Source organism: Paenibacillus sp. FSL H7-0737, assembly GCF_000758545.1.
GTDB lineage: Bacteria > Bacillota > Bacilli > Paenibacillales > Paenibacillaceae > Paenibacillus_AQ.
In genome coordinates, this window is the sequence record NZ_CP009279.1 from 1,975,011 (window position 1) to 1,987,891 (window position 12,881).

Consider the following 12,881-nt stretch of genomic DNA (forward strand, 5'->3'; position numbering starts at 1 on the left):
TTCATGGGGATGGGGGATATGTGATTTCTTATTCACTGATCTCTTCCACGGTCAATATATAACTGTTCGACTGGCTCTCGCCAGTGTATTCACGTCCATCCAGATTGAAGAAGTATGGAGCGGTTACTAAGCCTTTAAGAAAACGACCCAGTACATGTTCACTAACCCTGACAAAATAATGGATGTTTACAGTGGCAGCAGCTTTGACTGTCCCTAGCGACAAGATACCGTTAAATGAAGATTGTGGATTTGGAATCCCATCAATCACAATGCTGCTAGGATCAATAAGACATTCCTCCGGTGTGAGCCGATCAAGGGATACTTCTGCTGGCCAATTCCCACTATTCGTTAGGGAGATCCAGCATTGGACATGTTCTCCTTCTTCTACAAGGGTAGGCTTTGCATGAGTTTCGAGAGAAATGATAGGCAGGACTATTAAGGTAGTAACGATATTGGAACGAGAGGTTTGTCTTACTGTCCGTCCGTCCGGGAGCACAAAAGTATACTGAACACTGCCATGATTTTGGACAGCTGCGTGGGCATGAATGTTTATGGCTGCAGGAATGCTCACTTGAAAGACCACGACCGCTGAAGTTCCGCCTCTTAATGTGCCTAGCTGAATGCCATCAGCAGGACGGGCGCCTTTTTGCATCACTCCGTTTAAGAGAACACTATCCCATACGAAAAGAGTGCCCGAAGGGATAGCATCGGTCAGAACCGCATTTACGGCCAAGTTCCCGCTGTTGGTTACCGTTAGTTCATATCTTAGGTTGTCACCCGGAGCTGCTGTAACATGATCTACTCTCTTGCTGATGGTGACGCCTGCCAAAACAAGTGAGACAACGACGGTGTTACTCTCGGTTGTATTGGGATCGTCGTCGACGGTATAAGTGACAGCAGCACGGTTAGTCAGGTCCAAGGATGAGGGGATCTCTGTAACTCGAACGCGAAAGGTAATATCAATGCTTAGGTCTTTATCAAGTTGACCAATTAATATTCCTTGCGTAGGCTCTGATTCTGGATAATAGACGCCACCTGCAATGACACTCCCTGGAATGAACACAGATCCGTTAGGAATAGAAATCGTTGCGATGATTTGGTTTAATAGGCTGTTACCTTCGTTCGTAAGCCGTAATGTATAGGTAATTACATCACCTATAAAAGAGGTCGGAGTGCTTGCAGACAACAAGGTAGAGAGCTGGTAGGAGCGTAAAGAAACTAGTACGGAATTAGAATATAAATCTCCGTTAACGATTCTTCCCTCGGGTGTGGCAAAAGAAAAACGGCCCAGTGCTTTATTTTGCAGCACTAGTGAAGAGGGAAGTGAAATGATAACCACTTGAAAGGCGATGCTCACTTGACTCTGCGGAGCAATAGAACCTAGCGGTATGCCCGAAGACGGTGTAGCCCCTGGGAGAGGCACACCGTCTCTAAGCACGCTGTTGGAAATAAAGGATACACCCTCTGGAAGAATGTCATACACCGTTAGCAAAGCATCTGTGTTTCCATTATTAGAAGCTTTAATGGTATACACCAGAGTGTCACCTAAAGAGGCATGGAGTTTGTCTGTACTCTTCAGCAATGAAAGCACGGGGCCCACGACCGGGGTGTTAACGGTATTGGAATAGACAATGCCGTCAACACCCGCTGCCGAGTTGAAGAGTACCATAGATTGATTGGTTACGACAGGTTGGGTACGTGAGCCGGGAATCATAACGCTACTACCTGAACCTGGAAGGTGATGGTTGAGGAAGCGCCAGCAGCAATCGTTCCGATGGCAATGCCGGAAGCCGGGCTGCCATTAGGTCGTGGGGTTCCGTCTACAGTGATGCTGCCTGTTACAAACTGACTGCCTGCTGGGATAGGGTCAACCATGATAACGTTATTGACTGCTGAAATCCCCAAGTTGGTAACAACAATGGTATAGGTGATGATATCGCCGACAACTGCATCTATAGAGGTAGTGCTCTTAACGACACTCACATCCGGAGAAGAGACAGGGATGATTAGGACGTTTGAAAGTGAAGTTCCGGTGAGCAGACGACCATCTGGTGGTGTGAATGAGAAAGTTGCCGAAGCTTGATTGACTAACTGCTGCGGTGAAGGGAGGGAGGCTACAGTAACTTGCAGGGTTATGGTCACTGTTATCGTGCTTCCCGGAGCAACTGCTCCAATATTTAATCCAGCGGACGGATCAGAGCCCGGTTGTGGCACTCCATTTACGAGCACGCTGTTTGGAACAAAGATGGCTCCGCTAGGAATTGTGTCGGTTACGACTACATTTGCTATGAGATTACCGGTATTCGTAACATTCAGGAAGTAAGTAATCGTATCTCCGACAGTTGCCGCGGTTCTGTCTGCGCTTTTGACTACAACGATGATAGGCTGATACACCGGAATAACAAGTGTATTAGAGAATGAGGATCCCGAGAATGCTCCAGATGTGAAGCTGACGGAAGCTTGATCGGTGAGCGTGGCAGGATTAGGCAGTACATTGACGATAGTGTTGAATGAAATATTGACCGAAACGCCCGGTGCAATTGTGCCGAGCGAGATGCCATTCGCTGGATTGGCATTAGGACGTGGAGTGCCATCAACGATCACACTGCCAGCAACAAACGAAGAACCTACTGGTATTGGATCACTGATGTTTACGTTGCTGATATTGGCGATTCCGCTATTGGTAACTGTAAGGTTGTAGGTAATTGTATCGCCAACAACGGCATCTGTTGCTGGTGATGACTTAGTTACGATCACATTCGGTGAGGATACCGAAATCGTTGTCGAATTGGAATTGATCGAACTGTTAAACGTCCGCCCATCAGGCAAGGTGTAAGCAAATGCTACCGATGCTTGGTTAATTAGTTGCTGGCTTGCTGGCAGTGTTGAAATGAGTACTGAGAACATAACAGATAGTGTTGCACCTGCGGATATAACACCGAGTGGAATGCCAGCCGCTGGATCTGCTCCCGGAGCTGGGGCACCTTGAATGAGCACACTGTTTGGCACAAATGTTGTTCCAGATGGGATAGTATCACTCAGAGTAGCCAAAGCCCCGTAATTCCCTGAATTGGTTACATTAATCGTGTAGGTAATCGTATCTCCGACGGTCGCTTGAATTGAATTCGAGCTTTTTGCTGCGGCTAGAATCGGTAAGTAAATAGGCGTTGATACAATATTAGAGAAGGCAACATTCGAGAGAACTCCAGAGGTGAAGCTCACCGTTGACTGGTTATTTAGGAGGCCTGAAGGTGGCAATGAGACTGTATTCACTGTGAATGCCACAGTTACAGTTACACCTGGTGCAATACTGCCCAAGGTTACCCCGGTGGAAGGGCTACCCCCTGGACGAGGCACACCATCTACTAATACACTCCCAGATACAAATGTGGTACCCGCAGGAAGTGCGTCTGTGAAGACTGCGTTATTTACCGTTTCGATTCCGTTATTGGTAATTGTAACTGAATAGGTGATCGTGTCTCCAACTGTAGTTGATGTGGTAGGCGTAGATTTTACTACAGCCAGATTTGGTGAAGAGACAGGGATAGTAATTGTATTGGATAGGACGGAACCGCCAAGTGTGCGGCCGTCAGGCAAAGTGAAGCTATACGCTACGGTACCCTGATTGACCAACTGCTGAGGATTGGGCAGTGAGGTGATATCAACAGTGAATATTACTGCAGTAGTAGCACCGGGTGCAATAACTCCAGCTGGAATCCCCGTAGATGGATCTGCTTGCGCTAAGGGCAGTCCATTAATGAGCACACTATTCGGAACGAAGGTGGTACCCGCAGGAATATTGTCCGTAATGATTAAGCTTGCCGGATAGTTTCCTGTGTTACTCACGGTCAGGGTATAGCTGACAGCGTCACCTGTTGTAGCGTTATTCGTACTTGCTGTTTTGACGACCGAGATGTTCGGCTGGTAAACAGGGATGGTAACGGTATTGGAGAAAGTCGAACCGGAAAAAACACCTGATGTAAAGGTTACGGATGCCTTATTGATAAGTGTAGCAGTAGGAGGAACAGAGGTCACGGTAACACTGTAAGCAACCAGAGCTGAAGCTCCAGGCGCTAAGGTACCAATTGATATCCCCGAAGAAGGATTCAGGTTTGGGAAAGGTACTCCGTTCACGGATACGCTACCCGTTACAAAAGCAGCACCTGCTGGTGTTGGATCATTAAGGATTATGCTATTGACAGCTTCTATACCGTTATTTGAAATATTTACGTTATAAGTGACCGTATCTCCGATCGCTACGGAAGTTGAGGTGGAGCTTTTGACTACCACGATATTAGGAGCTGAGACCTGTAGTGTGACGGTATTAGATACAGCAGTTCCGCTTAAGGGTCTACCGTCAGGCGGAGTAAAGGTGAAGCTTGCAGAAGCCTGATTGCTGATTTGTTGTGGTGATGGCAAGGAAACGATATTAACAGAGAAGCTAACAGGGACACTGGTTCCCGGCGCGACATTTCCTACAGCTATGCCGGTATTGGGTGCTGCACCTGGTTGCGGCATGCCTCCTACAATAACACTGTTAGGATTGAAGACAGTTCCAGTAGGAATGTTGTCGGTTAAGGTTACATTTGCAGCAAGATTACCTGCATTACTTACAACCACTGTGTAGATGACGGTATCACCTACAACAAGAGCATCGGCGTCACCATCTCCATCGACAGCACTTTTTAATAAGGAGATCTGTGGCTGAATGACTGGTGTGCTAGTAATGTTGGATGAAGAAGAACCGGAGAATACACCGGATGTAAAACTGACGGATGACTGATTATTAATTTGTGATGGTATCGGCATCGTTATCCTCACCTCGAATGTTACGGTAGCTGTGGCGCCTGGACCCAGACTACCGATTGGAATGCCGGCGGACGGAACTGCTAGCGGCTGAGTAATGCCGCCTACAATTACGGTTCCGGGAATAAAAGCTACATTCTCAGGCAGAGGATCGCTGAGAATGATGTTGCTTACAGTAGCTATGCTGTTGTTCGTCAATACTGAGGTGAATGTAAGGATATCACCCGTAACGGCAGTAGCTGCATTCACACTTTTTACGACACTGACATTAGGTGCGGATACAGGGACAGAGAGCGTATTTGATACTACATTTCCTCCGAGTTGACGCCCGTCCGGGAGGGTGAAGCTATATGTTGCCGAAGCGGAGTTCAGTAACATCTGTGAAGGAGGTAACGCTGTTATCGTGACCAGAAAGCTCACAGATACGCTGTCACCTGGTGCCAATGGGCCTACAGGGATTCCGGTTACTGGATTATATCCGGGTAAAGGTGTTCCCCCGATGATTACGCTGTTCGCGTTAAATAAAGCTTGGGGTGGAAGATTATCAGTTAATAGTAGAGTGGTTGCAATATTCCCGGTATTGCTGATGAGAATCGAGAAAGACAAAGATCCTCCTACGGATGCCTGAGCGGTATTCGCGCTTTTGACCATACTAATAATAGGTTGATACACAGGGGTTACTACCGTGTTCGAAAGTGAAGAACCAGTGAAGGCACCGGATGAGAAAGACGCACTAGCTCTGTTTGTAAATTGTGATGGATTTGGTAAAGAAGAAACATTCACTCTAAAAGAGACTGTAATAGAGCTGCCAGCCGCAATACTACCGATAGATATTCCTGTACCTGGATTTGCGGCTGGTACCGATGAACCGCCAACAATAACGCTGCCTGCTACAAAAGTGCCTCCCGTAGGAATAGGGTCAGAGACGACAACGTTATTCACAGCTACGCTGCTTGTGTTGGACACTTGGACTGTGTAAGTCAGATTCTCGCCGACTGTGACATCAGCAAGGCTTGCGGATTTGGTTAGCGTAATATTTGGAGCGGAGACTGGGATGCTAACGGTGTTTGATTGGCTAGTTCCGGATAAGGATCTACCGCTTGGTAGTTGGTAGGTGTAGCTGCTGCTGCCTTGATTGTTCAGAACAGGTGGTGAAGGCAAAGATTGCACAGAGACAAGAAATGTTACGGGCACAACCGTTCCTATGGCTACTGTACCTAGATTAATACCCGTAAGTGGAGAGTCTGTGGGTCGTGTGACTCCATTGACGGTTACGCTACCCGATACAAAGGATGCGCCTGAGGGAATATTGTCGGTTAAGGTTACGCTTGCCCCAATGTTTCCAGAGTTCTGAACATTTAATGTATAAAGAATATTACCGCCTACGGTTGCACTAGCGGTGTTCGAGCTTTTGACAATTTGAATGATGGGTTGGTATACCGGGGTCGTAGTCGTGTTGGAAAGCGAAATGCCAGTAAAGACCCCTGAACTGTAGGATGCCGTAGACTTGTTTAATAGCTGTGCTGGACTAGGTAAAGAGGTAACACTGACTTGAAAGGTGACGGCAACTGAACTTCCCGCAGCGATTGCACCCACAGTAATCCCTGTTCCTGGATTTGCAGAGGGTTGTGACGTCCCCGCAACGGTAACACTTCCCGTAACCAGCGAAGTCCCTGCGGGAATGGTGTCTGTAAGGGTGACGTTAGTAACTGCTTCGATTCCGTTGTTGGTGATTACAGAAGTATATAGGAGTGTATCGCCGACGGCGACATCGGCAAAACCTGCACTTTTAACCACGACAACATTTGGGAGTCTAACGGGAATAGACAATGTATTGGACGAGGCTGATCCAGAAATGATTCGTCCATCTGGAACCTGAAAGGTATAAGCGGCGCTTGCTTGATCGACCAGTTGTGGAGGGGACGGAAGACTGTTCACTAATACACGGAATTGAACGGTAGAACTACCTCCAGCAGCTATCGTTCCAATAGCAATACCTGTAGCAGGATTTCCAGCGAATGGTGTTCCATTGACGGTGAAACTTCCTGCAACATAAGAGCTCCCTGCAGGAATGTTATCCGTAAGTGTCGTTAGCGCACCGATGTTTCCGGTGTTGGTGATTTGAAGCGTATATGTGATTTGATTTCCGACGGTCGCATTTGCAGTGTTGGCTGATTTTACAATGTTAAGAACGGGTGAATATACGGGTAAAGTTACAGTGTTGGATGGAATGACCCCGGTCATGATAGGGCCTCCTGCTACACTTTGAAACGTAAAGGCAGCATTTGCGGTATTCGCGATATTTTGCGGACTTGGTGGTAATGAAGTAACTTTGGCTTGATATGTAACCGTTATTGAAGTACCCAAAGCTAATGAACCTAGAGAGATTCCTGCTGTAATATCAAAGGTTGGTCTTGCGACGCCGGCCACTACAACGCTTCCGGTAACAAAGGTTGATCCTGCTGGCAGCGCATCTGATAAAACGACGCTAGCTGCACTCGCTGTACCAGTATTATTGATAATTACAGTGTAAGTTACCGTATCCCCGACTATTGGCCCGGACACATTGGCACTTTTAGTAAGGTTTATTTTGGGTGCATTTATATCTACTTGTATGGCATTTCCATTAAGCACATAAGCGTCACCAGAGGTAGTTAATTGTAAAATCGCTGAAGACTGATTATTTACAAGTCTGGCTGACACGTCAACATTAGTAATGTCCCAGCCTTGTCGGCCACCGATAATGTTGGTGCCTGGATTTCCGTTTGTTTGATTGCGATTTCCGAATGTTCCAGTGGTATCCAGTACACCTAGATCGTTGTTAATCTGTGAAGCGAAGAAGTTGTTGGCAAAGTTATTGGGTCCTGATAAAGCTACAAGCGTAGCTGATGTAGGCCCGAACAATGCCTGGTCTCCCGAACGATTCGCATCACCCTCCTGTGCGCTAAATAGTGCCCTGCCTCCAAGTGCACCTGTAATTGGAGTTGCAAAGCCTGTTATTGTAGTAGAGACTGGTGCAGAAGTTGCCTGTACAAGTATTGCGCCTGCCCGTAAGGACATATTACGGAAGGGCAAGGATGTATTTTGATAGATTACACCAAGTGTCCAGCCCGCATGATTAGCTGTGGAATCACTAGGAATAACGATCGTACCAACTACACCGCCAGTGGTGTAGGTCCCAGCGCCGCCTTGTGAAATAATGCTGGTGACATTGGCAGAACGGACATATGCGGAAGCACCACCTCCCAAATCAACAGTATTACTAGTAGCTGCATCGGGAGTTATGCTGAACGTACTTCCGGTAGGCGTAATTAAAGAGACTGGGTTGTTTATGGCCGCACTGAGATTCACAGTTCCGTTAATATAAGTACCGCCCCATATCAGCTCTGCATATAGCACAGTGCTGCCTGATGGCAAGACCAGTATAGCGGATGAACTGTTGCTCGTATAAAGACTTGTTGTTCCATTAGGATAGGTGCCAAAAATAGATGTAGTGTTAACAGTGGTGAAACCGCCGATGCTGTCTAGTGTCCCTGGCACTCCGACCGTATCGGAGCGACTAAGTCCAAGTGTGTTGCCTGTAAATGTGATAGCACCGGTCGCATTGATCGTTGCCCGTACGACTAGTGGAATGATTCTCACCTCCTTCGAGGTCAATTTGCTTTTAAAAAAGTGAACCGTCCCATAATCAGGACGGCACAGTTAATACCTGTATGTTAGCCTATGATGTAATTCGGGTATAATTGTATGTCCCATCAATAAATTATAGAAAATTTTGTCTATCGTGTGATTTTAGCCTGCGTTTCATAAGAACACGCGGTTCAGCGTAATGCCCTCTACTCATCAATTCCAGCTCATGAATAGAAATATCTTCTTTGATTACGGTGAAATGGTACATGATTTCATGCACAACATTGGCTTGAAGCGTCTTTAGTATTTCTAGTTCTTCTGTTTCATAAAGAGGATCTTCATAAGGGTATTGATAGAAAAGCTCCATCCTAAGCAATCGATAATCGAATGGCGGTACCGGGATGGGATAGTCAGGAATCGATGGGCATACTGGACCGGACGGGGGCTGGAAAAAGGATCCTGTGAAATACCTCGGAGTATATTCATCAAACTTCTGCTTAAAGGAAGGATTGGACATATGAACAAAACTGTGGGCATACGGGGCCAGTATACAAACAATGGCTTTGTGGGTGCTAATTCTGTGAATTTCCGACATAACCGCGGATAAATCGTCGATATAAGGTAATACACGACTAGCCATTACAAACTCGGCGGTATTGTCCGGCAAAGGGATGCCTTGGCTAATGTCACAGACAATATCTACGTTGGGACCCGCGATACGATCGATCCCGAGATAACCTGCTTCTTTACTGGATCCGCAGCCGATATCGATTCTCAAGGGGACCACTCCTTAGGGATAAATCAGGCTCAACACTATTGTATTAATCTCGCTTAAGCCTGCATCCGACGGATGCCTATTAAAGATTGGAAGTTACTAAAAATAACGTATTATGAAACCTTAGCAGAGTTGATACGTTTATAGGAGTAGGCTTATAGAAAATGACTTTGCAAACAACCGCTAAACATAGAGGAGGCAGTCAACATGAAAAAACAACGTTCCTTACCCGCTATAGCTACAATCGCAGCATTAACGCTAGCCCTAACCGCTTGCGGTGCTACTAATAATTCAGCACAGCCATCTGCAGAACCAAGTGCAACAGCTTCTCCAGTGCCAACAGAGGAGACCACAAGCACACCCGTACCTACAGAAGGTACAAGTACCACTGCACCAACAGAGAATCCAAGTACTCCCGCACCCAAACCTACTGCAAATCCAGAAGCTAAAATTCTTAAAGGAACAGGCGTTTACGTCGGCCAAATAGATAGTCATTCTGTTGAGATTGAGACCAAAGAAGGTCCTACGGCTTTTGAGATCACAGCTGGTATGGAGAGCGTTATTGAGAAGTTAAATACGGATGATCCTGTAGCTTTTGAATATGTTGAAAAAGCAGTGGAAGGCGATGCTACAGTTAAACAGCGTGTACTTTCGAAGCTGTCACTTGCAAAATAAAGAAACGCTATCATTTATGAATAACAAAAGGGCTGCTCCTGATTGATTTCAGGAACAGCCCTTTTGTCTTGGAATTAGAAATGAACGTTATAGCGTCCCGGCATTGACTAAGAAAATAGTAATAAGCAGCATAAAGAGTAAGATAATCACACCGTTGATGATAGTGCCTATAACGCCGAAAACCTTACGTCTCTTCCGGATGGAAAGCCCAATAATGCCGATGACAACACCAATTACATTAAGAGCTGAAAGAATAATAACAGTCATTCCAAGAAGCATGATGGACTGCGATGATTCGGCTAATAGATTCGAGTTCTCGTTAACCATGGAAGAAGCCTTCATAATAATGAAAACGAAGAGAGCAGCATAACCCATTATGGTCACGAGGCTGATGATGAAAGAAGCAATACCAGGTCCAGAGTGTTGAAGGTCATGATCTACTTTCTGGTACGAATACGACGAACCAGCACTTGGCTGACTCAGATCAGGTTGGGTATTTCCTACCTCTGCTGTAGGCGCGTCAGATTTTGAGAGAGAATTAAGGTCCATAGGTTGCACTCCTTGAGAGATAAGAATGAAATGTTGTTAATATCCACTTTTTCATATTGATGCTAAAAAAGCAACCCCTGATTGTGGCTAATTCGTAAATGGCTGCTGGAAAAAGCAATCGGTAATCGTTTATGATAGAAGAAGTCTAATATTAAGGAGTTGTAATCGCATGCAACGGAAACTTATGGCCTGGGGGGCTGTGCTAGCAATGCTGGCAGTAGGAGTAGGCGCTTTTGGCGCTCATTTATTAAAACCTGTTATTAGCGAAGAATATATGAAGGTATATGAGACGGGTGTACAGTATCATTTGGTACATGCGCTGGGTGTAATTCTGATAGCACTGGCTGTAGGTCAATGGGGAGAAAGTACCCGGTTACGCTGGGCAGGAAGGCTATTAATAGCAGGGACGATTTTGTTCTCTGGTAGCTTATATGTACTGAGCATTTCCGGGATTAAGGTGCTTGGAGCGATAACACCTATTGGTGGTGTATGCTTCATAGCAGGCTGGTTATGTCTGGCTGTGGAAGCATTCTCACGCAGCAAAGAGACATCCTAAGCAATCAAGTTACAGAAGTTGATAAATAAGCATCCGTTCCATAAAGGGGCGGATGCTTATTTATCTGTAACGTATACGTTTACAGAAATTCGTCGATCTCATTTAAATTAAAGCTGTATACCTGTTTCTCATCCACGTGATAGACACTAATAGAGTTGGCTGCTTCATCAAAATTTAAAATACGACAGGGCATGGACACTTGTTTTCCGTACCGATTCGCTCGTAAACGTACTAATTGGTTGTTCTGAATATACTGTCGAATTTTCCCGTATGCATCAGCTGGCGTCTCAATAGCTGACTGTTGTGCAGGCAATATTGCCTGTTTATCAATCGGTTTATCGAGCTGCTTTTTAGTGGTCTTTGGTGGCAGCTTAAATGAAGTTGGAGGAGCAGAGCTTTGATTCAAGGCTAGTTTGGCAGAACGAAGCAAGCTGTCAATGGTTCTCCCCAATTCAAGACCGGAGTTAATGTTGAAATCTGTGATTTTGTCATTATTGTTCAACATTTCAAGCAGATATTGCAATGCAAGCGGGTTGGTACGGGCATTAATCAGGATGTCGACATTAAATAAATAGTTGCCGTCTGTGTGTTGTAGTTTCTCGTCCATAGATCCCCCAGCTTTTCGTTTGAACATTTCTTTACAATTATAAGAATGTAAATAAACTATAACATTAAACAAGTAATAATCATATACCTGACACTAGAGAAAATGGGACCAAGGTACTGTGTTTTTTACGAAAAGCCTAGGACTACCAACTGCACATCAGCAGGGGGTGAAGCATACATATACATCGTGGTTGGTGAATAAAGGAGGTGCTGCTATTGGTTACTATGGAGCCCATTACCGTAGGTGAACATACGCTGATCGGGGTAGAAGTTAAGCTTCCGAAAACAACGCTGCTCTCAATCAGCACAAGCCGAGGGTATATTATGTGTGGTGCGCTGGATGTTGGTTTGCTCAATGAGAAGCTCAGTGATCGGCATATTATCGCAGCCCGGGCGGTTGGTGTACGTACGCTGTCACAGCTGTTAGCTGCCCCATTGGAGTCTGTAACCATAGAAGCGGAGCGTCTAGGTATCGTACCCGGCATGACGGGTGCGGATGCATTACTTCTCATGGTCTGACTGAACAATCTTACAAAATCCAAAACACAAGAGGCCATTGGCCTCTTGTGTTTTTTTGCAAGAATCAGAATTTGAACATTATAGAGAGCGTCTTTAGTGTAAGTAATTTAAACAGAGATTTTATGGAAGGGTTCTCCTTGTTTCGTCTTACATGCTAAGGGGTAAATTAAGAATAGACAAGTTGCTGCCGGATGAAGGATTAAGTAGCCCGGTAAATATAAAGGATAAGGATGGGATCATCTCATGGCTAAAGCATCTAATAAAGTAAATACAACTTCACTGGAACAAATTTTGAATCGTCAGGTCGCTAACTTGAATGTATTGTACGTTAAAATCCATAATTTTCATTGGTACGTAAAAGGTGAACAATTCTTCTCTCTTCACGTGAAATTTGAGGATCTATATAATGAAGTGACGCTGCAAATGGATGAAGTTGCAGAGCGTCTGCTAAGCATCAAAGGAAGTCCCGCTGCAACGATGAAAGAATATCTGGAATTGGCAACGATTCAAGAAGCTACTGGTAAAGAGGATACTCGTGGTATGGTCCAGTCTCTGATTGAAGACTTTGCTACTATTTCTGAAGAGTTGACAGAAGGCATTGAGCTTGCTGAGGAAATTAAGGACCAGCCTACCTCTGACATGTTTATTAAAATTCGTGGTGATCTTGAGAAACATCAATGGATGCTGCGTTCCTACCTTAGCTAAACGATAAAGTATATGAAATAAGGCTTCCTGCGGGAGGTCTTATTTTTTGCGTTAGGTGGT

Annotated in this window: 9 protein-coding genes; 4 read left to right on the forward strand and 5 right to left on the reverse strand. The window is 45.4% G+C overall.

The genetic code is table 11. The features are described 5' to 3' along the window. Positions 1 to 28: 28 nt before the first annotated feature. The 3 genes from H70737_RS08460 to H70737_RS08470 form a co-directional block, all read right to left on the reverse strand. Positions 29 to 1,714 (reverse strand): DUF11 domain-containing protein, encoded by a 1,686-nt coding sequence (locus tag H70737_RS08460; RefSeq protein WP_042186341.1) that lies wholly within the window; start codon positions 1,712 to 1,714, stop codon positions 29 to 31. After that, positions 1,711 to 8,448 (reverse strand): DUF7507 domain-containing protein, encoded by a 6,738-nt coding sequence (locus H70737_RS08465; RefSeq protein ID WP_156113083.1) that lies wholly within the window; start codon positions 8,446 to 8,448, stop codon positions 1,711 to 1,713. Before H70737_RS08465 ends, H70737_RS08460 begins: the two co-directional genes overlap by 4 nt. Before the next feature lie 121 nt (positions 8,449 to 8,569). After that, complete coding sequence (locus tag H70737_RS08470) at positions 8,570 to 9,214, reverse strand: methyltransferase domain-containing protein (RefSeq protein WP_042186343.1); 645 nt, start codon at positions 9,212 to 9,214, stop codon at positions 8,570 to 8,572. Positions 9,215 to 9,418: 204 nt separating this feature from the next. On the opposite strand from H70737_RS08470, the gene H70737_RS08475 reads away from it, so the two are divergent. Further along, positions 9,419 to 9,886: a hypothetical protein gene (locus H70737_RS08475; RefSeq protein ID WP_052404211.1), complete on the forward strand. Its 468-nt coding sequence runs from the start codon at positions 9,419 to 9,421 to the stop codon at positions 9,884 to 9,886. Between the two features lie 87 nt (positions 9,887 to 9,973). On the opposite strand, the gene H70737_RS08480 is transcribed toward H70737_RS08475, so the two are convergent. After that, positions 9,974 to 10,435, reverse strand: coding sequence for a hypothetical protein (locus H70737_RS08480; RefSeq protein ID WP_052404212.1), 462 nt, complete (start codon positions 10,433 to 10,435; stop codon positions 9,974 to 9,976). A 169-nt stretch (positions 10,436 to 10,604) separates the two neighbouring features. Here H70737_RS08480 and H70737_RS08485 point away from each other — a divergent pair, with 169 nt between their 5' ends. Further along, the gene (locus H70737_RS08485; protein WP_042186345.1) at positions 10,605 to 10,991 is read left to right on the forward strand and encodes a DUF423 domain-containing protein; all 387 of its coding nucleotides are present in this window, start codon (positions 10,605 to 10,607) and stop codon (positions 10,989 to 10,991) included. A 79-nt stretch (positions 10,992 to 11,070) separates the two neighbouring features. Here H70737_RS08485 and H70737_RS08490 read toward each other — a convergent pair whose 3' ends face one another. Next, positions 11,071 to 11,598 carry a hypothetical protein gene (locus tag H70737_RS08490; RefSeq protein ID WP_042186347.1) on the reverse strand — a complete coding sequence of 176 codons (528 nt, stop codon included), beginning with the start codon at positions 11,596 to 11,598 and terminating at the stop codon, positions 11,071 to 11,073. A gap of 215 nt (positions 11,599 to 11,813) precedes the next feature. On the opposite strand from H70737_RS08490, the gene H70737_RS08495 reads away from it, so the two are divergent. Both H70737_RS08495 and H70737_RS08500 read left to right on the forward strand, forming a co-directional pair. Then, the gene (locus tag H70737_RS08495; RefSeq protein ID WP_042186349.1) at positions 11,814 to 12,116 is read left to right on the forward strand and encodes a YunC family protein; all 303 of its coding nucleotides are present in this window, start codon (positions 11,814 to 11,816) and stop codon (positions 12,114 to 12,116) included. Between the two features lie 243 nt (positions 12,117 to 12,359). Further along, positions 12,360 to 12,821 (forward strand): Dps family protein, encoded by a 462-nt coding sequence (locus H70737_RS08500; RefSeq protein WP_042125852.1) that lies wholly within the window; start codon positions 12,360 to 12,362, stop codon positions 12,819 to 12,821. Positions 12,822 to 12,881: the final 60 nt, after the last annotated feature.

Excerpts from the sequence above, each read along its gene's own strand:
- H70737_RS08460 (WP_042186341.1), bottom strand. The coding sequence starts at position 1,714 with ATGATTCCCGGCTCACGTACCCAACCTGTCGTAACCAATCAATCTATG.
- H70737_RS08475 (WP_052404211.1), top strand. The coding sequence starts at position 9,419 with ATGAAAAAACAACGTTCCTTACCCGCTATAGCTACAATCGCAGCATTA.
- H70737_RS08480 (WP_052404212.1), bottom strand. The coding sequence starts at position 10,435 with ATGGACCTTAATTCTCTCTCAAAATCTGACGCGCCTACAGCAGAGGTA.
- H70737_RS08485 (WP_042186345.1), top strand. The coding sequence starts at position 10,605 with ATGCAACGGAAACTTATGGCCTGGGGGGCTGTGCTAGCAATGCTGGCA.
- H70737_RS08490 (WP_042186347.1), bottom strand. The coding sequence starts at position 11,598 with ATGGACGAGAAACTACAACACACAGACGGCAACTATTTATTTAATGTC.
- H70737_RS08500 (WP_042125852.1), top strand. The coding sequence starts at position 12,360 with ATGGCTAAAGCATCTAATAAAGTAAATACAACTTCACTGGAACAAATT.